The organism is Flavobacterium columnare (assembly GCF_014844295.1).
Classification (GTDB): Bacteria; Bacteroidota; Bacteroidia; order Flavobacteriales; family Flavobacteriaceae; genus Flavobacterium; species Flavobacterium columnare.
This window is the reverse complement of the sequence record NZ_CP054494.1, coordinates 1,130,661-1,156,348: the sequence shown is the minus strand read 5'-3', so window position 1 is coordinate 1,156,348 and position 25,688 is coordinate 1,130,661. Positions and strand designations below refer to the sequence as shown.

At 31.2% G+C, this 25,688-nt stretch carries 20 protein-coding genes, 1 pseudogene and 1 riboswitch; of the genes and pseudogenes, 16 read left to right on the top strand and 5 right to left on the bottom strand.

Annotated elements, in window-relative coordinates:
- Nucleotides 1-16: 16 nt before the first annotated feature.
- From HUE53_RS14405 to HUE53_RS05130, 7 genes and pseudogenes are all read left to right on the top strand, one after another.
- Nucleotides 17-457 (top strand): annotated as a pseudogene (locus HUE53_RS14405) (PLP-dependent transferase); the annotation flags it as partial.
- Between the two features lie 2 nt (nucleotides 458-459).
- A complete protein-coding gene (locus tag HUE53_RS05155) occupies nucleotides 460-1,485 on the top strand; it encodes a PLP-dependent transferase (RefSeq protein ID WP_041253184.1) in 1,026 nt (341 codons plus the stop codon).
- Nucleotides 1,486-2,083: 598 nt separating this feature from the next.
- Entirely contained in the window at nucleotides 2,084-3,220 is a 1,137-nt protein-coding gene (locus HUE53_RS05150) for a hypothetical protein (protein ID WP_014164924.1), read from the top strand.
- Nucleotides 3,221-3,272: 52 nt separating this feature from the next.
- Nucleotides 3,273-4,715, top strand: coding sequence for a glycosyltransferase family 2 protein (locus HUE53_RS05145; RefSeq protein ID WP_014164923.1), 1,443 nt, complete (start codon nucleotides 3,273-3,275; stop codon nucleotides 4,713-4,715).
- Nucleotides 4,716-4,730: 15 nt separating this feature from the next.
- Complete coding sequence (locus HUE53_RS05140; protein ID WP_192188769.1) at nucleotides 4,731-7,496, top strand: tetratricopeptide repeat protein; 2,766 nt, start codon at nucleotides 4,731-4,733, stop codon at nucleotides 7,494-7,496.
- A gap of 76 nt (nucleotides 7,497-7,572) precedes the next feature.
- On the top strand, nucleotides 7,573-9,672 hold the full coding sequence (locus HUE53_RS05135) for a DUF4838 domain-containing protein (protein WP_192188768.1): 2,100 nt from the start codon (nucleotides 7,573-7,575) through the stop codon (nucleotides 9,670-9,672).
- Nucleotides 9,653-10,204 carry a DUF1573 domain-containing protein gene (locus HUE53_RS05130; RefSeq protein WP_014164920.1) on the top strand — a complete coding sequence of 184 codons (552 nt, stop codon included), beginning with the start codon at nucleotides 9,653-9,655 and terminating at the stop codon, nucleotides 10,202-10,204. Before HUE53_RS05135 ends, HUE53_RS05130 begins: the two co-directional genes overlap by 20 nt.
- Nucleotides 10,205-10,562: 358 nt before the next feature.
- On the opposite strand, the gene HUE53_RS05125 is transcribed toward HUE53_RS05130, so the two are convergent.
- Both HUE53_RS05125 and HUE53_RS05120 read right to left on the bottom strand, forming a co-directional pair.
- Nucleotides 10,563-11,075, bottom strand: coding sequence for an IS630 family transposase (locus tag HUE53_RS05125; protein ID WP_014164919.1), 513 nt, complete (start codon nucleotides 11,073-11,075; stop codon nucleotides 10,563-10,565).
- Nucleotides 11,035-11,532 carry a helix-turn-helix domain-containing protein gene (locus HUE53_RS05120; protein ID WP_014164918.1) on the bottom strand — a complete coding sequence of 166 codons (498 nt, stop codon included), beginning with the start codon at nucleotides 11,530-11,532 and terminating at the stop codon, nucleotides 11,035-11,037. Before HUE53_RS05120 ends, HUE53_RS05125 begins: the two co-directional genes overlap by 41 nt.
- On the opposite strand from HUE53_RS05120, the gene HUE53_RS14275 reads away from it, so the two are divergent.
- The gene (locus HUE53_RS14275; protein WP_225556184.1) at nucleotides 11,531-11,683 is read left to right on the top strand and encodes a hypothetical protein; all 153 of its coding nucleotides are present in this window, start codon (nucleotides 11,531-11,533) and stop codon (nucleotides 11,681-11,683) included. The genes HUE53_RS05120 and HUE53_RS14275 overlap by 2 nt on opposite strands.
- Nucleotides 11,684-11,694: 11 nt before the next feature.
- Here HUE53_RS14275 and HUE53_RS05110 read toward each other — a convergent pair whose 3' ends face one another.
- Together HUE53_RS05110 and HUE53_RS05105 are read right to left on the bottom strand one after the other, a co-directional pair.
- Nucleotides 11,695-12,612 carry an ISAon1 family transposase gene (locus HUE53_RS05110; protein WP_454951486.1) on the bottom strand — a complete coding sequence of 306 codons (918 nt, stop codon included), beginning with the start codon at nucleotides 12,610-12,612 and terminating at the stop codon, nucleotides 11,695-11,697.
- A gap of 34 nt (nucleotides 12,613-12,646) precedes the next feature.
- The gene (locus HUE53_RS05105; protein WP_014165862.1) at nucleotides 12,647-13,030 is read right to left on the bottom strand and encodes an ISAon1 family transposase N-terminal region protein; all 384 of its coding nucleotides are present in this window, start codon (nucleotides 13,028-13,030) and stop codon (nucleotides 12,647-12,649) included.
- Between the two features lie 584 nt (nucleotides 13,031-13,614).
- Here HUE53_RS05105 and HUE53_RS14270 point away from each other — a divergent pair.
- From HUE53_RS14270 to metF, 7 genes are all read left to right on the top strand, one after another.
- The gene (locus HUE53_RS14270) at nucleotides 13,615-13,800 is read left to right on the top strand and encodes a hypothetical protein (protein WP_225556183.1); all 186 of its coding nucleotides are present in this window, start codon (nucleotides 13,615-13,617) and stop codon (nucleotides 13,798-13,800) included.
- A gap of 53 nt (nucleotides 13,801-13,853) precedes the next feature.
- On the top strand, nucleotides 13,854-14,132 hold the full coding sequence (locus tag HUE53_RS14265; protein WP_225556182.1) for a hypothetical protein: 279 nt from the start codon (nucleotides 13,854-13,856) through the stop codon (nucleotides 14,130-14,132).
- Between the two features lie 176 nt (nucleotides 14,133-14,308).
- Nucleotides 14,309-14,587: a hypothetical protein gene (locus HUE53_RS14260; RefSeq protein ID WP_081278985.1), complete on the top strand. Its 279-nt coding sequence runs from the start codon at nucleotides 14,309-14,311 to the stop codon at nucleotides 14,585-14,587.
- Nucleotides 14,588-14,594: 7 nt separating this feature from the next.
- Nucleotides 14,595-17,003 carry a bifunctional aspartate kinase/homoserine dehydrogenase I gene (gene thrA / locus HUE53_RS05095; protein ID WP_192188767.1) on the top strand — a complete coding sequence of 803 codons (2,409 nt, stop codon included), beginning with the start codon at nucleotides 14,595-14,597 and terminating at the stop codon, nucleotides 17,001-17,003.
- Between the two features lie 129 nt (nucleotides 17,004-17,132).
- A riboswitch (SAM riboswitch) is annotated at nucleotides 17,133-17,251 on the top strand.
- An 82-nt stretch (nucleotides 17,252-17,333) separates the two neighbouring features.
- Complete coding sequence (locus HUE53_RS05090) at nucleotides 17,334-18,323, top strand: homocysteine S-methyltransferase family protein (RefSeq protein WP_077225626.1); 990 nt, start codon at nucleotides 17,334-17,336, stop codon at nucleotides 18,321-18,323.
- A 4-nt stretch (nucleotides 18,324-18,327) separates the two neighbouring features.
- Complete coding sequence (locus tag HUE53_RS05085) at nucleotides 18,328-21,405, top strand: vitamin B12 dependent-methionine synthase activation domain-containing protein (RefSeq protein ID WP_192188766.1); 3,078 nt, start codon at nucleotides 18,328-18,330, stop codon at nucleotides 21,403-21,405.
- 1,225 nt (nucleotides 21,406-22,630) lie between these two features.
- Nucleotides 22,631-23,587: a methylenetetrahydrofolate reductase [NAD(P)H] gene (metF, locus tag HUE53_RS05080; protein WP_014164912.1), complete on the top strand. Its 957-nt coding sequence runs from the start codon at nucleotides 22,631-22,633 to the stop codon at nucleotides 23,585-23,587.
- 78 nt (nucleotides 23,588-23,665) lie between these two features.
- Here metF and HUE53_RS05075 read toward each other — a convergent pair whose 3' ends face one another.
- Nucleotides 23,666-24,526, bottom strand: coding sequence for a hypothetical protein (locus HUE53_RS05075; protein WP_192188765.1), 861 nt, complete (start codon nucleotides 24,524-24,526; stop codon nucleotides 23,666-23,668).
- A gap of 112 nt (nucleotides 24,527-24,638) precedes the next feature.
- On the opposite strand from HUE53_RS05075, the gene HUE53_RS05070 reads away from it, so the two are divergent.
- On the top strand, nucleotides 24,639-25,619 hold the full coding sequence (locus HUE53_RS05070; protein WP_192188764.1) for a polyprenyl synthetase family protein: 981 nt from the start codon (nucleotides 24,639-24,641) through the stop codon (nucleotides 25,617-25,619).
- Nucleotides 25,620-25,688 lie beyond the last annotated feature (69 nt).

Genomic DNA, 25,688 nt, shown 5'->3' with positions numbered 1-25,688 from the left:
TGATGTTTTTTTAGTATCATTAGGCTTGCCTACACTAACTTATAGAATGAAAGCGCAAGAGCAAAGTGCTTTTCAAATAGCTCAAGAATTATTAAAGTTTCCAGATATAAAATCAATTAAATTTCTAGGACTGAAATCACATCCACAATATGATTTAGTTAAAAGACAAATGAAGATACTACCAGCTGTGCTAACGGTTGATTTTGAAGATGAATTTATAGCTGAATCCGTTATTAAAAACACACAGCTATTTGGAGAAAAAGTTTCATTTGGAACCGCAGATTCAAAAATAGAAATTCCGGCTAAAATGAGCCACGAAACATATTCTGAAAAAGATTTACAAAAAATAGGATTGACTAAAGCTACCGTGCGCTTTTCTATTGGTTTAGAAAATACAGAAGATTTAGTACAAGATATAAAAGAAGCAATTGACTGTGCCTCTCTAAAAGTTTATTAAAAATGTATAATTATTTGAAATCTATTCCTTGTGGAGAATCAATACCTTTTAATAACCCGCACGCAGTTTCTGTTAGTTTACCTACAATCCATGATATAATTAGCTATGAAGAAGGAGATAAGAAGATGCTAGAAAAAATGCAATCGGGTTATCCAAGGTTTTTTAGGAATAAATTGGTACAACGATTGGTAGATTATGTTCGAAAAAAATATGAAGTAACGGAATATTATTTGATTTTACCTATTTCTTCTCAAAAAGCCTATCATATTCTTTGTGAATTAATTCATGTAAAGTTGGATTTTATAGAGCTATTAAATTGTGTTTTTATACGAATAAAATCAGATCATCATTTATTGAAACCAGTTAATGACTATATCCGAAATGCAGGATTTGTTATAAGTTTCCGACAAGCTGAAAATGTTTTGATAAATTTAGGATTGATCCGTCAAATTTACCAAGAAGAAAAAACAAAATTTTTAGAAGCTAATAGAAATATTCATACTATTTTAGGGCAAGCGTATAATGTAAATGATGATGCTATTGTATTAACAAATTCGGGTGCTAATGCTGTGTTTTTAGTTTGTGAAACCATTATTCAAAAAGGCATTTTAGAAGGAAAAAATAAGGTTGTGCAATTAGGATGGCTCTATTTAGACACCATGGAAATATTACAAAAAAGAAGCCCCAATACCTATTGGCAGGTAGATGTATATAACTTAGAAGCATTAGAAATTTGGCTAAAAAAAAATCACAAAAGGATTTCTTTAATAACAACTGAGGTCGTTTCTCACCCAAAATTAGATTGCGTAGATGTAAAAAAACTCTATTCTATTTGTAAAAAATACAAAATAAAGTTATTGTTGGATGTTACGCTTATTACTCCATTTAATTTCAATGTTTTAGAACATTGCGATATAGCGGTTGAAAGTTTATCAAAATTTGCTTGTGGGAAAGGAGATGTGCTGATGGGAGTAATTGTTTCTAAAGATTTAAGACTATTGCAGAAAATAAAAAAAATATGTAATTAAGCCCTTTTCAGGAGAGATAGAAAGATTAGGAATAGAAATATTAAATTACAAAGAACGGCTAGAAAAAATATCTTTATCGGTACCCCCCCCCTTGATAGATTTTTTTTCTAATAAACCCCAAATCAAGGAGGTTTTAAGCGTTAGAGAAGGGAAGGCCTATGAGAATTATAAAAAAATAGCCACCTCAAATAGGATTCCAAGATTAGTATCTGTGGTATTTAATGAAAATTTGACGAATTATTATGATTGTCTAGAATTTGCCAAAGGGCCAAGTTTAGGAACAGAATTTACGTTGGTAATGCTTATGTGTATTTAGCACATTACGATCTGTTAAAAACAAAAGAAGGACGGAACTATTTGTTAACAAACAATTTAGAGTTTGAATTATTACGCATTTTAATTGGAACAGAGCCTATTCAGGATATACTTGTTAAATTTAGAAAAAAAACAATATCTTAATGTTAAAAAAGTGTTAAAAAATAGTTATTAAAAAATATTATCCTTCAAAAAACGTTGTGCTGCTAGTTAAATATAACACTTTGTGGTGTTTGTTTTTTTTATGTAGACTGCATGGTAAATAAAATAGAATATGCAACAAATGGAGAGAATTATTTTTGTTTTAAAGGATTTTTATTTTTCAATTTCGGAATTGCCTCCTGTGTTACAATTGGCAATGGTTTTAAGCTTTGTTTTTATTTGTGTATATATTATAACTTTTCTTAATTTAATTTATTTGAATTGGGAGAAAAAATCAGTAGCTATTCAAAAAAAGACCCTTAATTTAATTTATTTACAAAAAATAAAAGAAATAGTATATTCTCCTAAAGAATATACACTAGAAGATATTAAGCTTGTTTTTGAAAATAAAAAGGATTTTAAAAAAACACATAAATTATTAATTACAGAAACGATTATTGAATTGATAGCTGAAGATGAGGTATATGATTTGCATAATTTTAATGAAATATTGTATTTTTTTGATTTAAAGTCCTTTTGGGAGGAACGATTATTAAAAGGAAATCTTAAAACCAAGTTAGAAGGATTATCACAAATTATAAAATTAAGATTAACGATATCAGAATCTGTTATTATTTCCTTAGTTTACGATAAAAACGAGGCTTTGCGTAAAAAAGCTAGGAAAGCCTATATTTATTTAAGTAAACATGATCCCTTTCGTTTTTTTAATGAAGATTTTGATAGTGAATTTACGGAATGGGATAAAATTCAAATCCATGAAATCCTTTTAAAAAGAGCAAAGGAATTTATACCCAATTTTGCTCAGTGGATTACCAGAACAGAAAATATAGATTTAAAATGTTTTTTTATATATGAAACATCTTTTTATAAACAACAAGAAAATTTACCTTTTCTATTAACACTTTTAACACAAACTACAAATTCTAAAGTTCGGAAGGCCTTGATAGAAGCAATAGGAGTTCTTCAAAACAATAATATAGAAGATGCTTTAATTGCAAATTATGACTTTGAACCTATATCAGTTCAACACAGTATTATAAAAACAGTTACAGAAACAAAACCAGATAATGGATTAGAGTTTTTGAGATCTGCTTTTTATAAAACCTTTGATACTAGTTTGAAGATTAGAATAGGACGCGCTATTTATAATTACGATAATGAAGGGGTAAATTTGATTAACGAAATGGAATCCAAAATTGATGATGGTTTTGAAAATTTAATTTTCAAACACATTAAAAACCCACTAATAAAAGTTTAATTTTTTAATAATAACTGTATGTCAAAAAACTACGGAAACTATAACTATTAATATGGCTGATATCTTTCAAAATCTGATTTTTCTCTATGCCTCAATGCTTACCATAATATATTTTATGCTCATTGTTTATGGTTATAAAGAAATAAAAAAATACAAAGAAAATCAGAGCAAAGAAATGGATGAAGATTTCTTGAATACTCCTTTCGCTCCAGGTATTTCTATTGTAGCTCCTGCATATAACGAAGAAATGACAATAATTGATAACGTACACTCCATGCTTACTTTAAATTATCCAAAATTTGAAGTAGTTATCGTTAATGACGGGAGTAAGGATAGTACATTAGAATTATTAATAGAGAATTTTCAGCTGGTTGAAACCCCCTTTGCCTACGTAGAAAAAATAAAAACAAAACCACTAAAAAGAATTTTAAAATCTACGAATCCAGCTTATTCTAAGTTGACGGTTGTAGATAAAGTAAATGGAGGTACCAAGGCAGATGCCTCTAATGCGGGTATAAATGCTTCTAGTTATCCTTATTTCTTATGTACCGATGTAGATTGTATTTTATCTCGTGATGCACTTATCAAAATGATTAAACCCATCTTAATTAATAAAACACAAGTAATAGGAGTAGGTGCCACTTTGCGTATGGCTAACAGTTGTGTGATTCAAAATGGGGTAGTTACACAAGTTAAAGTTCCTAGTAGAATTATTCCCCTTTTTCAAGAAGTAGAATATTTAAGAAGCTATTTAATAGGGAAAATGGGATGGTCAAGAATAAATGCCATAGGTAATATATCAGGAGGATTAGGGATGTTTGATAAATCTGTAGTTATTGCTGCTGGAGGATATGATCCTTCATCACATGCAGAAGATATGGACTTAACCACACGTATCATAGGATATATGTGTAATTTTAATAAAGATTATAAAATTGTTCAGATACCCGATACCTGCTGTTGGACAGAAGGACCTCCTAATATTAAAATATTAAATAGGCAAAGGACAAGATGGGCTCGTGGATTGCTGCAAATTTTTACAGTTCACAGAAAATACCTTTTCAATCCCAAATACAAACAATTAGGAATGATTACCTTACCTTATACTTTGTTCTTCGAATTTTCGGCACCACTTATAGAACTAGTAGGGTATTTATACACGGCATACCTCTTAATCACTAGGGGAATAAATTTTTATACTGCAAGCATAATGCTAACTTTTGTTTACTTGTTCGGAATTTGTCTTTCATTAATAACGATCTATCTAGATAAATTAGTACAAGAACAATACAGAACCTTTAATGAATATTTAAAACTATGTTTTTTTACTTTAGTAGAACCTTTTATATATCATCCACTTATCGTTTTTTATAGCTTAAAAGGGTACGTAGATTTTTTATCACGTAAAAAATTCGAGTGGGGACAAATGACCCGTCAAGGTTTTGCACAAAATAAAACCACACCTACTACTGTAGAAAATCAAGAAGTTGAATAATTGTATTAATAAAAAATGATTTCAAAAAATTACCACTTATTACTAGTTCTTTTCCTATCAATATACTCCTTAAATGCCCAAGATACAATGGAAGATTATGCCATTATGGCTAAAAAATATTTTAAAAAGCAAGAATGGCAAAAAGCCAAAGACATTCTTGAAGAAGGATTAAAGCAAGATGAAACAGATTCTAATCTCAGAATGCTTCTAGGTAGGTACTACTATGTAAAAAAAGACTTTCAAAACGCAAGATATCATTTGGTTAAATCCTTGCAATACGATAAAACAAATTTCGATGCAAAACAACTGCTTGTAAATGTAGAAATGAACTCTAAACACTATTCTAGTGCCATTTGTTACATAAATGAATTATTAGAAGTAAATCCCTATTGGAAACAATTATGGATAAAAAAAATAGAAATATACAGATTACAAGGGAATCTTACCGAAACAACCCGAATGCTAAAAAGATTAAATCAGATATACCCAGAAGATGCCACTGTTCAAAAAGATTATATATACAATACACAACAAGAAATAACACGTCTTAAAAAAGAAGGAAAGTTTAATGAAGCCGTTACTTTAGCAGAAGAATTAGTAAAAATAGATAACCAACAAGTTGATATTTACGTAGATATAATAAACAGCTTACTAACGGCTGGCGATAAAGAAAAAGCTCTTTTGTATGCTGAAAAAGGAATTCAAAAATTCCCAGAAAATAAGACCTATATCACTAAAAAAGTTGCCATTTTATCTGAAATGAATAGAAATGCAGAAGCATTAGAGTTTTTAAAAAGAAAGATGTCAAAAAAAAATGATTCTCAGCTTCAGAAAAGTTATGACGAATTAATAGTAGAATCAGCAAGAACCCAAAGTAATAATGATCCGTACACATTATATGGTAAAATTTTAGAAAAAAACCCAAAGGACGAAGAAGCACTAATCTATCTTCTAAATAACGCAATAAGTAAAGGATATTATAATGATGCACTTGATTTTATATCAAAAGCTAAAAAAATAAAAGGAGATACAAAAGAAATTTTATCAAAGGAATATTTTGTTTACAAACAACTAGGAAACGAATCAAAATCAAATCAATTACTACAAAAATTGCATTCAAAATTCCCTAATGACTCCGATATTAGAGATGATTTTACAGCATTTCAGTATAAAACAGCCAAACAACTCATGCTAGAAGGAAATTATCTAGAGGCTATCGACTTATTGTACAGAGTTTCAAATCAAAGAAGACAAAATGATTATTACGAACCCGCAAAATTAGGTTTGTTTCAATGTTACCTAAAAACAGGTTTGTATGACCAAGCCCTCCTTATTATCAATGATTTTTTAAAAGAAAAACCCAATGATGATGCTAGAAATTTAAAAAAAATAAATGCCTTAGTAGCCTCTGAAGACTATACGAATGCGTTTGATATGTACTTACAACTAATAGAAAAATCTTCCGAACCTAAAAAAACAATATATGCAAATGGTTTCGAAGAAGAAGCATTAGCATTCATAAAAAAAGCAATAGAGGAACAAAATATAGAGGAAGCATACGAAGTACTCAAAAAAATACTGCTCGTAAAACCTACTAGTAAATTAGGATTACAATACGCAATCAGTCTTGCTTATCAAATGGAAGACTATTTAGCTATGTTAGATGCCGCAAAACAAGCTACAACAATATATCCAGATAACTTACCATTTAAAGTAAAATTGGCAGAATCCTATACAGCGCAAAAAGAATATGATAAAGCTATTGCCCTTACTTTACCTCTTTTAGAAAAATTTCCACATAATAAATCACTAGTAAATGTATATACAGAAAATGCACGCATTAAAACCAAAGAACTAGTTAAGAAAAAACAACACAATGACGCGTTACAATTAATAAATTCCGCTCTGTATTTTGATAAAAATAATAAAGATTTAAAATTTGATAAAGGGGTACTGCTAGAAACAAAAAAAGTTTTTGATTCAGCTTATTATTATCAAAAACAATACGAACCTTCTCTTATGGAATTGTCAGATTTCAAAAAACATTTAGAAATACTAGAAAATAAAACCTTTAAAAATGAAATAGGAATATATCATTTGAGAAGCAGAATTCAAGGAAGCCAAGAATATTCATCTATTTCTACAATAGAATACGCTCATAAAGGAAATAAAAACACCTATACTTTTCGATTAAATTATTCTGGTCGAGAAGAAGGAACAGGGATCCAACCCATAGTTGAGTGGTACCATCCCTTTAGTGATAAATTTTATGTTAGATTAAATACAGGATACGGAACGAAATATTTTTCTAAAATACAAACGCAAATATCACTATACAAAGCCTTTGGTGACGATTATGAGGCAGAACTAGGCATAGGTTTTAGACAATTACCAAGCCAGATCAATATGATTCAAGGAATTTTAGGTTTGTCAAAAAATGGGCAATCTATTCAGTGGAATGTAAAAGCAGGAATCTTTTCTATAGATAATACACTGTTTTATAATGTCAGTGCAGACAGTAGGTTTTATGTCTTTAACGAAAAAAGAAGTTGTATACAAGTAGTAGGAGCCGTAGGGACAGTTTCAGACTTGCAAACACTGAATTTTAATTTATACAATACTTGGAATGCTTTTAATACAATGGTAGGAGCTGGTCCAAAATATATGATAAATTCGAATTTTACAGTTGGGTTTCTCGGAAGCTGGAATACAATAAAAATAACGGAAAATAAGTATACCAATATGTATAACTTATACTTTCAAACCCAAATTTCGTTTTAAATCATTATTTATATAATCCTCTATTAATATGATGAGAGAAATATTTTCCTTTTATATTGCCCTATCTAAAATCTGTTTGGCAATAATTTTCTTTTTTGTATTATGTAGTTGTTCTTTAAAACCTTATACGGATTTAGAAGATGCAAAATTATATTCTGATAAATACAAAATAATCTTTGATTATAAAACTAAATTAGAAAATCTAGAAAAAGATTATTTCTACAATGAATTAAAGAAAAGATCTTCAAACCCAGAAATAATATCTAAAGATAAAAACAAAGAAGGATTATTAATAAGAGTAGTTCTGTCTTCACAACAAATGTTTGATTATCAGATAAAAATAGAAGATAAAAATGAAATTCAATTAATTGCAAACTCAGAAAAAAATCTAAAATGGCTATTTAATCAGTTTTTAAAAAAGCTAAGTATCCAAGATGATAGAATCAAAACGCAAGACTTATTTCCCGCTATTATAACCATAAAAGAAAGTACCGTTAGTTTTCCTTTTGAATACAGAGAACCTCATTTTAGTCCTGTTTTACAACCCAATGCAGATGTACTCTATAATTCTAATAACATTGAAAATGATTGGGGAATTTGGGGGCATAATTTAGGGAAATTACTAGCCAATGAAGGAAACATTCAAACATTTGCCTTAGTAGAAAATAAAAGAAATGCCTCACAAATCTGCTTTTCCTCAGAAGCAACCTACAATTATATTAAAAATTATATAATAGATAATTTGGGTATTAATACGAATAAAAGGTATTCAGTTATGCTGGTTCCCAATGATAACAAGCTAGTTTGTTTGGATCCCAGATGCAAACGATTAGGGAATACCCTTTCAAATGCAACACCTTCTGTTGTATATCTAATGGAAAAATTAGCAAAAGAATTTCCACAGTATAATTTTTTTACCACCGCTTATCTTACAACAGAAACACCTCCAGAAAAAGAACTTCCCAAAAACACAGGAGTAATGATCAGTACCATTAATTTTCCAAAAAATGTATATTTTGAAAACAAACCGCAGGTAAACCCGTTTGAAGAAAAAATATTAAAATGGAAACAAAAAGTAAATAAAGTCTATTTATGGGACTATGCTTCTAATTTTGATGATTACCTAACACCATATCCACTTTTTTACAGATTACAAAAACAACTAGAGTATTTCAAAAAAATGGGTATAAAAGGTGTTTTTATAAATGGAAGCGGTTATGATTATACCAGTTTTCAAGGATTAAAAACATTCGTTATCTCTTCATTACTCATGGATTATAATCTAAAAATAGAAGATTTAGTAAAAATATACTTTAAACAAGAATTTCCTCAAAATCACCAGTTATTATCAGAATATTATATAGATTTTGAAAAAGCAGCAGAAAAAGAAAACCTCCCTTGCTCTCTTTACGAAAAAGGAAGTAAAAACATAAACGCGTCAAAATTTTTTAATTTTTACAATCAATTAAGTCAAACAATAGATTCTAGTCAACCCAAAGAAAAATCAAAAATAAAAGAATTAATAACCGCTTTAAGTTTTACCTATCTAAAACTTTTATTAGAAAACGAACAAAACGGTTACTACATAATAGAAGAGAATACAATTAGTATAAAACCAGATGTAATACAAGCATACAATCGTTTGAAAAAATACACAAACTATGAAGGCTTAAAAAACTTTAAAGAACAAGACGGAGCTATTCAAGATTTTTTAAAAGAATTTGAAGAAAAAATTATAAAAAACAAACAACCATTAAATAAATTGTTAGGTAAAAAACTTGAAATACTATCAACCTTAGATGAAGATTATACCAATATTAATATGCTAACAGATAATGCAATTGGCTTCATCTCTGATTATCATCATGGATGGTTCTTGACAAGTCAAGAAGATTTAGTAGTAAGACTTCCAAGTATAGAAGTTTCTAACGCCACTTTAAAAATAAATTTTTTAAATAATCCAAGTCTAAAAATATTCCTCCCAACAAAAATTCAAATTTATAAAAATGGAAACTTATATACCGAATTAACAGACGATTCAGAATCTAAAAACGAAAAAAGGATTGGTGTTTTTAAAACAAAAATAGCCATTCATAAAAAAGAGGAAGTAATGATAAAAGTAATAACGAATGCTAAAAATAAAAAAACCGCTTGCGATGAAATACAATTATTTTAATTTCTTAAAAACGTGTTTATTTCAAGAAAACCTATTGATTTTTTTATCTCTATTGTTTTTTATTAGTTGTGAAAAAGAAGGACAAATAACAACGATAGAAGTAAAAGACCCCAAAAGACATTATTTTCCAGTTGCACAAGGAGAAAAACTTCATATCATATACCCAATCAAAAATATAGGAAAGAATTTGTTAGAAATAAAAGAAATCCAAACCTCATGCGGATGTATTATAGCGGATGATTCCAATATAAAAAACATAGTGCCACAATCTACAGGCTATTTGCATTTTGAATATGATACCAATAAAAATACAGGATATGTACAACATCAGATTTATGTATACGGTAATTTTCTCCCAAACTATAAAATAGAACTAAATTTTGATACCCATGTAGTACCAAATAGTTTACATTCAAAAGACTACGAGGAAATTTATAAAGAAATTCAAGATTCTGAATTAGATATAGAAAAGCCAAACTATGGGCTAGAGAAACAAAAGAATTATTATACAGGCGATAACCCCGAAGAATGATGTAATTTTTTCGGTAAACTAATTTATTTATAGATAATAAATAATGAAAATAGTTTAATACCTTTAAAGATTATGGAAATAAGATTTAATGTTTTAACTTAAAAAATAAGGTCTTGTATTTGCCCTACAATTATGAAAACAAATAGTAAAAATATCAACTGTTGTATGTGCTGTTCAAATTCTTGAGGAGCAAGATGGTTGTATATATAGTATAGTATCAAAAATCAGAAAAACTCCTCGCATTGTGAGGAGTTTTTTTTATACCCAAAAATTAGTAAAAGTAAAATGAAACAAACAAGTTATACTATTTAAATTTTAAAAATACTGCAAAAAGCTTTTGTATAAAACTCATAGCCTGTTATTGATTTAATTCGGCTAGAGTATTATAAATTTTCATTGCAATTTTATCTTTCATCCATTGCCATATTTTTTCAGCAGGGTTGAGTTCTGGACAATATGGAGGAATTGGTAACAGAAATATGTTCTGAGGAATTATTACATCTTTTGTGGAATGAAATGCTGCATTATCAATTATTATAATCTTTAATTCTGTTGGTTTGTGATTACTAAAATCTTCCAAATATTTTATAAATAATTCTTTACAAACACTCTGTGTTGTCATACAAAAACTCTCACCTGTTATGGGGGAAAAACTTCCCCAAAGCCAATTATAAAGATAACTGTGCTTATAGGTACCAATGGCTTTTATTCCTTTTGCCGTAATAACTCTTTTTTGTTTTGTGATCAACCCGAAGCGACTTTCATCTTGAAAATATAAGTTTACAGATTTGAAATTATTTTTATTAAGAATAATTCTACACTCTTCGAGCTTATTTACAAGGTTTTTTAAAAAACGCTTCCGCGTTTTCATCCTTTTTGTAATGGGATTTTCTTGCTATTTTTAACTTTGATTGATGTTTTCGTCTACAATGAGCGTATAAAGCTCCATAGTTAACCGTTTCGTTTCGTTCTGCTTCAAGTAATTTTAATAATTCTATATAAGATGTAATTGTTGTTTTTGGATCAGTCAATTTCTGCTCAATAGACTTAGCCATTTTATCTGATATTTGCTTAGTATTGTTTCCTCCACTTCTAACACATAACATTTCAGAAATACCTTTTTTTAAATAGTCTTGAACCCAAACTCTTACTGTCTTTTCAGTTCTCCCGAGCTTCTTAGCTATATCACTATAATAAACATATTTCCCTTTCTTAATTAGAATCAAAGTCTTTACTCGGTCTTTCTTCAAAGAAGCTGTTGTCTTGACTAGTAATTTTTCTAAAAAATCAAGATCTTCATTTATTACTATTTGAATTTTCTTTGGCATGCCTAAAATTATAAATTATTCTAGTAAATTCAAAATTAAAATGATATTGTTATCTAAAGGAAGAAAGGCAAGTTATGTAGCTGGAACTGTAAGTTTAGCGGAGTTTTTTGTAACATTGGCAGCATCAGTAACTTTTTTTGGCTCAGATTAATTTTTTGGGGATTAAGCAAAAAGTTTCTCCATTCTAAAGAGGAAGAATTTAGTATCCATCACACCTCTTTGATTAGCTCTGAAGAGTTTTATTTTTGAGTTAAAGGATTCAGCATTTGCGTTTGTATGTCTTTTTATGAAGAAGTTTACAATTGTTTCCAAATGATAATTTAAACTATTGGCAACGGTATTAAAGACAGTCATTTTTAATTCTTTGGTTTTGGATATCCAATTCAATATTTTTTGTTTAACCTCTTCTTTTGAGGTGTATTCATAAATATTTCTAAACTCTTGGGTGTGTTTATATGCCTGATGTATTAGAGGATAATGTTGGAACAATATTTGGGCTCGCACTTTTTGGGTTTCTGTCCATTGGTTGGGTTTCTTGGCAATGATATAACGACATCGAGCCAATAGTTGTTTGGGTGTGTCTTGGTTTTCAAAAGTTATTGGAATGTATTTTATTGCTTGCTCCTTTGCTTTTTTGATAGCTTGATTCTCTTTTTCAATCTCCTCCCAGCGATATTTTATCCTTAAATGCTGGAGAGCTTCCATTACCAACTTTACCACATGGAAACGGTCTGTGACAAGGTAACTTTCAGGAAAACACATTCTTGATGCTGATTGCATATTGTTTGCCATATCAAGTGTTATCGATTTTACTTGTTTTCTATGCGAAAGTGGAATTTTAGTAACCACATCAATAATGTCCTGACTTTTGGTGCCTTTTATAACCGCCACTAAGGATTTCTTTTTGCCTCTTCCTTGTTTATTGGTTACAAAAGTATAAAGTTCACCTTTTGACAAACTTACTTCATCAATACTTAAATTCTCCCCAATATTTTCGGGGTAAATCAGATAATTTTCGGCATGTTCTAACTGTTTCCAACTTGTAAAACCACTGATTCTTTTTTTGTAATGTCTTCGCAGTAAATCAGCTTTAATGCCATAATAACTGGCAATGTTACTTATCGTATCTTCTCGGGTCTCTACCTGTACCTTTTAAAAAATCCGAAAGTTCAACAGTTAATTTGGAACCTTCTGCAATAAAAGAATAATCGCTTTTAATTTCTGACTTATCTACTGTATTTCGCCACCTACGTCTTCTGATACCTAAATAAACAGCCTTTCCTCGTATTGGAAAATCTTGTATCAAAGTACGCTCACAAAAGCCTTTTGACTCATATTCCTCTGAAATGAAACCTTCGGGAATAATGTTCTTTTCATCAAGATAGATATAAAAGCAATCCTTTTTTGTTTGAATATCTCCTAATTCTATAAAATCAACAATATCAAAATGACATAATAATTCTTCGGGTAGAAAAGCAGAAAGTATCGAAAAATCCATTTACTTTTTTTGTCGCAATTTACAATTACTCCCCATATTTTTTATGTGAGCCCTTTTTTTGCGTCATTAGGAATTAGTCATTGGTATATTATTCTAGGATTAATACTTGGAGGATCGCTAGCAGCACCTATAGGAGCTAGATTTGCGGGTAGGTTACCTCAAAAAGCAGCTCTGTTAATAGTCTCATTTTTGGTTATTCTATTCAGTATTAAAATGCTATTAAGGATGTTTTAGAAATTAATGTTTTAGTAGAAATAAAAATTAAATTTAAGTTGTTTTTTAGTATTTAATTCTTATTTTTTTGCTTTTTAATAATTAAATTTAGAAAAATAATCTATAAAATTTAATGTAAAAGAATTTGGTTATAGATTTGCTTCCGCGTAAATGAATGGAATGTAAGTAAGAAATGATAAAAAATAGATTCGTAATAATGATAAATATTCTTATAGGTATGTCTATGTATACCTTAAAAAAGTATTGCCTAAATCAATCGAGTTGAATTTTTAAAAACTTAATAATTAAACCCTTTTGGTACTAGAGCCAAAAGGGTTTTTTCTTATAAGCTACAAAATTTTAATAAAAATATGGATAATTGTTGTCAAATAGATTTTTTTAGTTTTACATTACAATCAGGTAAAACAATTCCCTTTTTGCCTCTATTGTATCAATCCTTTGGGCCAAAAATCAATACGGCTCCTGTAGTTCTGATTAATCATGCTTTAACAGGTAATTCAAATGTAACAGGTGAAAATGGCTGGTGGAATAAATAGGTAGGATATAATCAAGTGATTGATCTAAATGCGTTTACAGAATTGCTTTCAATGTGCCAGGTAATGGATATGCTACGGATTTTTTAATTGTTGATTATCAGTGTTTTATAGTAAAATATATAGCTAGAGTTTTTTGGAAAGGATTAGAAATTTTAGGAGTTACAAAACTATTTGCCATTGTAGGAAGGAGTTTAAGAGGAGGGATTGCTTGGGAAATGGCATTTTTAAAACCTACAACGATTGGGTATTTAATCCCCATAGCCTCAAACTGGAAAGCAGATGATTGGTTGATAGGGAATGTTAAAGCGCAAGAAAATATACTTAATAATTGAGTCAATCCCATAGAAGATGCTCGAGCACACGCTATGTTATTATATCGTTCTCCTAAATCTTTGAATCGAAAATTTGAAAAAGAAAAAGTTTCTGATTCAGAATATAAAATCTAAAATTGGTTAAACTATCACGGTAAAACCTTAAAAAAAGGTTTCATTTAAAATCATACTTATTAATGAATCATTTGCTAAAAACAATAGGAGTGCATTTATCTATACAGGATGTAGAACGTATTTTAGAAACAACAACCATACGGATTTGCCAAGTATGTATTGATTCGGATTATTGGTTTATAGCGAATGGAAACAAAGAATTGCATAAAAAGTTTTCACAACAATTTGAAAAAATGCAGTTGTTTGAAATTCAATCCATTCATGAGCTTGATGCTTTTTTGATGGAATACGAAAAATTAAAAGAGATATTAAAACCAATATTTACAAACACAACAAAATAAATAAAGTATGCAAGTCTTAAAATTTGGAGGAAAATCACTCAGTAATGGTTTAGGAATTAATCAAGTAGTCTCTATTATTGCTAAAAAATATTACGGTAATGAACAGATTGTAGTAGTAGTGTCAGCGCGAGGTAATGCCACTAATGAGCTAATTGAAATTTTAGAGCAAGCAAAGAAAGGCAATGATTATAAGAAACTATGGAATCTTTTTAAAGAATATCAAAGCCTTGGAAGTTCATTTTCTTTTAAAAAGGAATGGACTACTTTAGAAAAATTATTTGAAGAAGTACGCTTGTTAGCCGATTATACTGATAAAACAAAAGACGTAGTAGTGTCTTTTGGAGAAGTTTTATCCGCCAAATATTTAACCGATTTGTTGATTCGAAAAGAAATACAAGCTGAGTTTGTAGATGCGCGTCAGTTAATTACAACCGATGATAATTTTGGAAATGCAAAGCCTATAGAGAGTATTACGCGGGCTAAAGTATTGGGGTGTTTCGCAAAAAATAAAGAATCTGTTAAAATAGTAACAGGGTACATTGGCTCTACTCAAAAAGGAGAAACCACTACTTTAGGACGAAATGGAAGCAATTTTACAGCGTCATTATTGGCTAATTGTTTAGAGGCAAAAGAGTTACAAAATTATACCCATGTTGATGGAATTTATACAGCAGACCCAAATTTAGTTGCTGATGCAAGAAAAATAAAGAGCTTATCTTTCTTAGAAGCTAATGAATTAGGAAACTTGGGAGCTACTATTTTACATGCTAAAACAATTATTCCTCTAGCCGAAAAAAATATTCCACTACGAATTTTAAATACTTTTAATCCTGATAGCGAAGGAACTCTAATAACAGCTGAACAAACTTCAGAAGGAATAAAGTCATTAACCGTATTAAATGAGGTGGCATTAGTTAATTTTGAAGGAAGAAGATTGTTAGGTAAAAAAGGAATAGATGCGCGAATTTTTAAAGTTTTGGCTGATAACCAAATAAGTGTTAGTGTTGTTTCTCAAGAGGCTTCAGAAAGAGGAATTGGATTCATAATAAATGCTGATAGGGCACAGGAAGCCTTAGTACATCTGAAAAAAGAATTTGAAAATGATTTGTACTTAAAAGACGTAAATTCAATTTCGGTTAGAGAAAATGTGGCTGTTATATCTATAATTGGTCAGGATTTGAGTACGTTTCATAAATCGTATTCTTCATTAATTAAAAATAAAATTATCCCTATACTCTTTAATAAAACAACGACAGGTAAAAACGTAAGTTTAGTTGTTGAAAAAGAAAATTTCAAAAGAGCTTTAAATGTTATTCATGAAGAAATTTTTGGTACACTTAAAAAGATTAATATAGTCATTTTTGGGCACGGAACTGTAGGAGGGACATTAATACAACAGATTTTAGATTCTAAAGAAAATATTCAAAACAGAAAAGAAATTAAGCTAAATATTTTTGCTATAGTCAATTCAAAAAAGACCATTATAAACAAAAAAGGAATAGGGTATAATTGGAAAGAACTGTTTCAAACAAAAGCTCTTAATTATTCAGTTAAAGAAATAATAGCTTTTGCCCATGAAAATTATTTAGAAAATTTAATTATGGTAGATAATACAGCTAATAAAGATTTTGTGCAAAATTACCAGACTTTTATAGAAAATGGTTTTGATGTAGTTTCTTCAAATAAAGTAGCTAATACATTAAGGTATGATTCATATAAAAAACTTAGAAAAGCATTAGATAAAAACCAAAAGAGTTATTTGTATGAGACAAATGTAGGCGCTGGGTTGCCATTGATAGATACGATCAAATTATTGCATTTATCAGGAGAAAACATTACAAAAATAAAAAGTGTTTTTTCGGGTTCATTAAGTTCTATATTCAATCATTTTTCAGTAGAAGAAAAACCATTTAGCGAAGTGTTGAAAGAGGCTATTGCAAAGGGTTACACAGAGCCAGATCCAAGAGAAGACTTATGTGGAAATGATGTAGCTAGAAAATTATTGATTTTAGCTAGAGAATTAGACTTGCAAAATGAATTTGATGAAATACATATTCAAAATTTAATACCAGAACCATTACGAGAAATTCCTACAGAAGAATTTCTTCAAAGTTTAGAACAATTAGATGAATATTATAATGAAGTAAAGCGTAATCAAACTATCGGAAATGTGCTGCGTTATGTAGGTGAGCTTTCTAGAGACTTACAGCAAGATAAGGGTAATTTAGAAGTTAAGTTAGTATCGGTATCAGAGAGTTCCGCTTTAGGTCAATTAAAAGGATCTGATTCGATTTTTGAAATCTATACCGAGTCTTACGGAGAACGCCCTATTGTGATTCAAGGAGCAGGAGCAGGAGCTTCGGTTACAGCAAGAGGGGTTTTTGGAGATATTTTAAGAATAGCAGATAAAAATTAGATTTTTAATCTATAAAAGAATGTTTGTTTAGTTTTTATGCTTGATAAATATTTTTTTTATAGTACTTTTTAGAAAAATTTTCAATTTTAAAATAATAGTAATACATTTGCAAAGTTCATAATTTTAGTATCGTTATCACGAAAGCGGGAGGGAATAGACCCTATGATCGCTTAGCAACCCTACACTTGTAGAAGGTGCTGCATTCTACCTTTTCAATTGATTTTTTTTCAGAAAAGGCAAGATAACCAGAGTAATTTTCTCTCTCTTTTAAGATAACATAATAAAATTTTTTGCCCCATTGGCATCTAACGCCTATTATGTAACATTTTTATGTCAAAAATTCATTCGGAAATTAAAAATAGAATCCTAGTCCTTGATGGTGCTATGGGAACCATGTTGCAACGCTATAAATTTGAGGAAGAAGATTTTCGTGGTGATCGTTTCAAGGATTTTCCACATCCGTTAAAAGGAAATAACGATTTACTTTCTTTAACACAGCCAGAAGCCGTTAAAGAGGTACATCGTTTGTATTTTCAGGCAGGAGCTGATATTGTGGAAACCAATACATTCTCTGGAACAACCATCGGAATGGCAGATTATCACATGGAAGATTTAGTGTATGAGCTGAACTACCAGTCGGCAAAGATTGCCCGTGAAGTAGCAGATGAATTTACAGATAAACCAAGGTTTGTTGCAGGTTCCATTGGTCCTACAAACCGTACAGCATCCATGTCGCCTGATGTTAATGATCCTGGTTATAGAGCAGTAACATTTGATGATTTGCGCATAGCTTATAAACAGCAGGTAGAAGCTCTTTTAGATGGAGGATGCGATTTGTTATTAGTAGAAACAATTTTTGATACACTAAACGCTAAAGCAGCTTTATTTGCCATTGAAGAAGTTAAAGAAGAACGTAATATTGAGGTGCCTATCATGGTTTCTGGAACAATCACAGATGCTTCAGGACGAACTTTGTCTGGGCAAACTGTCGAAGCATTTTTGATTTCTATATCGCATATCCCGTTATTGAGCGTTGGTTTTAATTGTGCTTTAGGAGCTGACCTGCTAAAACCGTATTTAAAAACACTAGCACACAATACGTCATTCAATGTTTCGGCACACCCTAATGCTGGATTGCCTAATGCTTTTGGAGAATATGATGAATCGCCAGAACAAACACAAGCATTTATAAAAGAGTATTTAGAAGAAAATTTAGTAAATATAATTGGAGGTTGTTGTGGGACAACTCCAGAACACATAAAGTTAATGGCAGAAATTGCTAAAAATTACAAGCCTAGAACCCCACAAGTAGTAGATTGATACAATGATTCAGGAAAGAAGAAACTTACTATTATCAGGATTAGAGCCTTTAATAATTACGCCTACTAGTGTTTTTGTAAACGTGGGGGAACGTACTAACGTAACAGGTTCAAGAAAATTCCTTCGATTAATAAAAGAAGAAAAATACGATGAAGCACTAGAAATCGCCAGACAACAAGTTGAGGGTGGTGCTCAAATCATAGATATTAACATGGATGAAGGAATGCTAGATGGGGTACAAGCCATGACTAGATTCTTGAATCTCATTGCCGCTGAGCCAGATATTTCAAGAGTTCCCATCATGATTGATAGTTCAAAATGGGAAATCATCGAAGCAGGACTTAAAGTGGTTCAAGGGAAGTGTGTGGTAAATTCAATCTCTTTGAAAGAAGGAAAAGATACCTTTGTAGCCCATGCTAAATTGATTAAACGATATGGAGCGGCAGTAATTGTAATGGCTTTTGACGAAATTGGCCAAGCTGATAATTATGAACGTCGTATCGAAATTTGTCAAAGATCGTACGATATATTAGTTAATGAAGTAAAATTTCCACCTCAAGACATTATTTTTGATTTGAATATCTTCCCAGTAGCCACAGGAATGGAAGAACATCGATTAAATGCCTTAGATTTTTTTAGAGGCACTAAATGGGTGCGTGAAAATTTACCGCATGCACACATTAGCGGTGGGGTGAGTAATGTATCCTTTTCATTCCGTGGTAATGATGTAGTGCGTGAAGCCATGCATTCTGTTTTCTTGTATCATGCCATTCAACACGGAATGACCATGGGAATCGTAAATCCAGAAATGTTGACCATTTATGATGATATTCCAAAAGATTTACTTGAACACGTCGAAGATGTTATCTTAGATAGAAGAGACGATGCAACAGAGCGTCTCTTGGATTTTGCCGAAAGTGTAAAAGGAGAAGTTAAAACCGCAGAAAGATCAGGACAAGAATGGCGACAAGGTTCCGTTCAGGAACGTTTAACACACTCATTAGTCAAAGGTGTAGATGAATTTATAAAGATTGATGTTGAAGAAGCTCGTTTGACTGTAACTCGTCCTATTGAAGTGATTGAAAATCACTTGATGAACGGAATGAATGTAGTGGGTGATTTATTTGGAAGCGGAAAAATGTTTTTACCACAAGTAGTAAAATCAGCTCGCGTGATGAAAAAAGCGGTGGCATACTTAATGCCGTATATAAGCCCCCCAACCCCCAATGGGGGAGTTGACAAGCAGACATGGAAAACTGCCAGTCCAACTTTATATGCTAAGTTGAAAGAAAGGGCGAAGACAATGCGCAATAACCCAACAGACGCGGAGAAAATGCTGTGGAACGTGCTTTCAAACAAAGGGATTGATGGTTTTAAATTTAGAAGACAGCATATCATTGGTGAATATATTGTTGATTTTGTATGCCTTGAAAAGCAATTAGTTGTTGAAGTTGATGGAGCTGTGCATGATAATAAGGAACAAATTGAACATGATAGATTCAGAACCGAGTGGCTTGAATCAAAAGGTTTCAAGGTTATAAGATTTAAAAATGATGAGGTTTTAAGTAATCTTTTTCAAACTATTGAAATTATAAATAAAGAGTTGAACACACAGTTAGTAGCTCCCCCTTCGGGGGCGGGGGGGGCTGGTAAAATCTTGATGGCAACAGTAAAAGGCGATGTACATGATATAGGTAAAAATATTGTTTCGGTAGTATTAGCCTGTAATAATTTTGAAATTATCGATTTAGGGGTAATGGTACCACCAGAAAAAATAATTGAAACTGCTGTTAAAGAGAATGTAGATATTATTGGTTTAAGTGGTTTGATTACCCCTTCGTTAGACGAAATGGTCTATCTAGCGAAAGAACTAGATAAATTAAATATCAAAATTCCAGTCATGATTGGTGGTGCAACAACTTCTCGAGCACATACAGCAGTGAAAATTGCACCAGAGTATAAAGAAACAGTCGTGCATGTAAATGATGCTTCTCGAGCGGTAACTGTGGCGACTAATTTGTTGCAAACGGAGACTAAAGTAAATTATGCTAAATCGTTGCGTGAAGAATACAATACCTTACGAGAAGGATATTTGAACAGAAGTCGGGAAAAGAATTTCTTATCAATTAAAGAGGCGCGCCAAAATAAATTGAAAATCGATTGGAAAGTGTATGAACCTGTTAAACCAAACTTTATAGGTAATAAAACCATTGAAGTGGATTTAGCAGAATTAGTTGATTTTATCGACTGGACACCGTTTTTTCAATCTTGGGAATTGTATGGTAAGTTTCCAGCAATATTAAAAGATGAAGTAGTGGGAGAACAAGCTACAGCATTGTTTGCTGATGCACAAGAAATGCTATCCCAAATTGTAAAGGAAAAATGGTTTGTTGCTAAAGGAATTTTGGGAATTTATCCCGCAAATCAAATCAATGATGACGATATTTTAGTGTCTGATGAAAAAGGGGCACCATTGGTTCAATTTTTAACCCTTCGCCAGCAATCACAAAAAACGGTTGGGGCTCCTAATATAGCCTTAGCTGATTTTATAGCGCCAATTGAAGAAATTCAAGATTATATAGGGTGTTTTTGTGTAACTACGGGTTTTGGTGTTGATGAAAAAGCAGCTGAATTTGAAAAGGAATTAGATGATTACAATGCCATTTTAGTTAAAGCGTTAGGTGATCGTTTTGCGGAGGCTTTTGCAGAATATCTTCATTTGAAAGTTCGTAAAGAAATTTGGGGCTATGATGCAAATGAAAATTTGACTAATGACGAATTAATCAAAGAAAATTATAAAGGAATTCGACCAGCACCAGGATATCCTGCCTGTCCAGATCATCTCGAAAAGCCTATCATTTGGGAGTTGCTAAAAGTAGAAGAAACCATAGGGGTTAAACTCACAGAAAGTATGGCAATGTGGCCTGCTGCATCCGTTTCAGGCTATTATTTTGCAAACCCACAAAGTAAGTATTTTGGGCTTGGTAAAATAAAAGAAGACCAAGTATGCGATTATGCTAAACGCCGAGGGATTTCAGTCGAAGAAGCAACGAAATGGTTGGCACCTAGTATAGCAGATTAAATTAGTCCAAAGTCAAATGTCTAAAGTCATAACGTATTATGTGGCCTTCGACCTTCGACTTTAAGACTTAAATTTATAAAAGTAACAGCACATATAGCAAATGCCAGTATCAAGTAAAAGATTACGCAAACGGAAGAGGAATTTCAGAGGAAGAAGCAACGAAATGGTTGGCACACCTAATATAGCAGATTAAATTAGTCCAAAGTCAAATGTCTAAAGTCATAACGTATTATGTGGCCTTCGACCTTCGACTTTAAGACTTAAATTTATAAAAGTAACAGCACATATAGCAAATGCCAGTATCAAGTAAAAGATTACGCAAACGGAAGAGGAATTTCAGAGGAAGAAGCAACCAAATGGTTGGCACACCTAATATAGCAGATTAAATTAGTCCAAAGTCAAATGTTTAAAGTCATAACGTATTATGTGGCCTTCGACCTTCGACTTTAAGACTTAAATTTATAAAAGTAACAGCACATATAGCAAATGCCAGTATCAAGTAAAAGATTACGCAAACGGAAGAGGAATTTCAGAGGAAGAAGCAACGAAATGGTTGGCACCTAGTATAGCAGATTAAATTAGTCCAAAGTCAAATGTCTAAAGTCATAACGTATTATGTGACCTTCGACTTTCGACTTTAAGACTTAAATTTATAAAAGTAACAGCACATATAGCAAATGCCAGTATCAAGTAAAAGATTACGCAAACGGAAGAGGAATTTCAGAGGAAGAAGCAACCAAATGGTTGGCACACCTAATATAGCAGATTAAATTAGTCCAAAGTCAAATGTTTAAAGTCATAACGTATTATGTGGCCTTCGACTTTCGACTTTAAGACTTAAATTTATGAAAGTAACAGCACATATAGCAAAAGCAGTATCAAGTAAAAGATTACGCAAACGGAAGAGGAATTTCAGAGGAAGAAGCAACGAAATGGTTGGCACCTAATATAGCAGATTAAATTAGTCCAAAGTCAAATGTCTAAAGTCATAACGTATTATGTGACCTTCGACTTTAAGACTTAAATTTATGAAAGTAACAGCACATATAGCAAAAGCAGTATCAAGTAAAAGATTACGCAAACGGAAGAGGAATTTCAGAGGAAGAAGCAACGAAATGGTTGGCACCTAATATAGCAGATTAAATTAGTCCAAAGTCAAATGTTTAAAGTCATAACGTATTATGTGACCTTCGACTTTCGACTTTCGACTTTAAGACTTAAATTTATGAAAGTAACAGAACATATAGCAAATGCCAGTGGGAAAACGCAATTTTCCTTTGAAATTTTACCGCCATTAAAAGGACAAAACATTCAATGTATCTTTGATGGGATTGATCCGTTAATGGAATTTAATCCACCTTTTATTGATGTTACCTATCATCGCGAAGAATATGAATATAAGGAGTTAGGCAATGGTTTGTTGCAAAAGAAAATTGTAAAAAAACGTCCAGGAACTGTAGGGATTTGTGCTGGCATACAAAACAAATATAATGTTGATGCTATACCGCATATTTTATGTGGTGGTTTCACAAAAGAAGATACAGAAAATTTATTGATTGACCTTGATTTTTTAGGAATTGATAATGTAGTAGCGTTACGTGGCGATGCCGTGAAAAGCGAAATTTATTTTAAACCAGAAAAGGACGGAAACGGATACGCATCAGAATTGGTGAAACAAATCAGTGATTTGAATAATGGAAAGTATCTGGATGCCGATTTACAAAATACAAATGCCACAGATTTTTGTATAGGAGTGGCGGGATATCCTGAAAAACATATAGAAGCTCCTAGTTTAGATAGTGATATTCATTTTTTAAAACAAAAAATTGCCAATGGAGCAGATTATATCATCACTCAGATGTTTTTTGATAATAAAAAGTTTTTTGATTTTGTGTCAAAATGTAGAAAAGCAGGAATCAATGTTCCTATCATTCCAGGACTGAAACCTATTGCTACAAAAAAACAATTGAATCTTATCCCGCATCGTTTTAGTTTGGAATTACCTGATGATTTAATCATGGCGGTCGTGAAAGCAAAAGACAATGAAGCGGTTAAACAAATTGGTATTGAGTGGTGTATTGCACAAAGTAAAGAGCTCGTAAAAGCTGGAATCCCAGTATTACATTATTATTCTATGGGTAAAGCTGAAAATATTAAGGCGATTGCTAAGGAGGTTTTTTAATTTTAAGTATAAAAAATAAAGGAGAGATTATCTTTAGTATAGTTAATGATCTCTCCTTTGTAGTGCTAGTATGTATAATTATTTTCTAAGAGTAATCTGATAATTTACTCCATTAATTGTTAATGTGGCTTTATCATTACACTCTCCATTTCCAAAGTCTAGAGTAGCTGATGGTTTGTCTAATTTGGAATAAGAAATGATTCCCTTAACAATATGAGGGCAACTTAATTTTACAACTAAAGGAGAAGTAATGTTTGCAATTCTTACAGTTCCACTAGGGAAAACCGTTTCCCAGCCACCCGTAATTTGGTAAACATTGTCAGATAATTCTGGCGTGCCTTGACCTTCAACAATTTCCCTTGTTTTGACTCCTGTTATTTTTAAAATTTTACCATTTTCTAAAGTAACTGTTAAGTTTAAGTCAATCTTAAAAATTAAGTGATCATTAGGATTCGCTGTTGAAACACCTCTCGTGATTGTAATGGTTCGAGTACCTTCTACTTTTATATCATTATGAGAAAAATTCTCAAAACTATAGGTAAGAGTGTGTGAAGTAGCTTTGGGTTGGTATGTGAATTTAATAATGATTTTACCTTTCAATAGGTTGTTATTAGGCATGGCACAACCTATTGTTCCAAAATTAATAGTTTTTGTAATTATTTGCCCAGGAGTGTAAGGAGCTTGAGGGGATACGCTTATAACGGCACAAGTAGGTGTTTGTCTTTCTGTAGGCGCTGTTCTTGCTGCAAGATTAAGTTCTCCTAACTGCTCAAGTACAACACTTGAAAGGTCTTCAACCGCTGCGTCTGTTTTTACAGAAGCAGACATATCATCTTCAGTGATTTCAGGTGCGTATAGATTTTCATTTTCGTCTTTATTACAACTCATTAGTAGCACAAAAGTGCTAAATAAAGCAACGATAAAATTTTTAGTTCTCATAATCAAAAGGTTTTAGGTTTTACAGGTTAGACTAAAGTACTAAAAAAAGGTTTAATTTTAGTCTGATAATTTTTTTTTTCATATACGAAATTGTTTTACCTTTGAAACCCTGATGGATATTACTTCTCAAATAAAACAACCGATACTTCAGGAAATGGAAATTTTTGAAAAAAAATTCTATTCCTCCATGTCTTCTAAGGTAGCGTTATTAAATAGAATTACCTATTATATTGTGAATAGAAAAGGAAAACAAATGCGTCCTATGTTTGTTTTTCTTACAGCCAAAATGATTTCAGGTGGAGCTGTTTTAGAAAGAACGTATCGAGGAGCATTAGTAATCGAATTAATTCATACAGCCACTTTAGTTCATGACGATGTGGTAGATGACAGTAATCGCCGTCGTGGTTTTTTTTCTATAAATGCACTATGGAAAAATAAAATAGCAGTTTTAGTGGGTGATTATTTATTGTCAAAGGGATTGTTGTTGTCCATAGATAATAGCGATTTTGACTTACTTAAAATCATTTCAGTTGCAGTTCGAGAAATGAGCGAAGGAGAATTACTTCAGATAGAAAAAGCTCGTCGTTTAGATATAACAGAGGAAATATATTATGAAATTATTAGGCAAAAAACAGCAACTCTAATTGCAGCCTGTTGTTCCTTAGCGGCGTGTTCCGTTAGACCTGATGACTCTGTACTAATAGAAAAAATGAGAAAATTTGGAGAGCTTATAGGAATGGCATTTCAAATAAAAGATGATCTTTTTGATTATTCAGAAGAAGCTATAGGCAAACCAACAGGAATTGATATAAAAGAACAAAAAATGACACTTCCGCTCATTTATGTCCTTAATACCTGTAGTTCCAAAGAAAAAAAATGGTTAATTAATTCTATAAAAAACCATAACAAAGATAAAAAGCGCGTAAAAGAAGTTATAGCATTTGTAAAACAAAATAACGGACTTCTATATGCTGAAAACAAAATGATTGAATTTCAAAAGGAAGCATTAATGTTGCTTGCTGACTTCCCTGAATCAGATTATAAAAAAGCCTTGATCTTAATGGTTAATTATGTAATTGAAAGAAAAAAATAATTTTTTAAAATACAATGCAACCTTTTTCAATTCTTTGTCGTCTTTATAAGAAGATGACAATGGAATCGT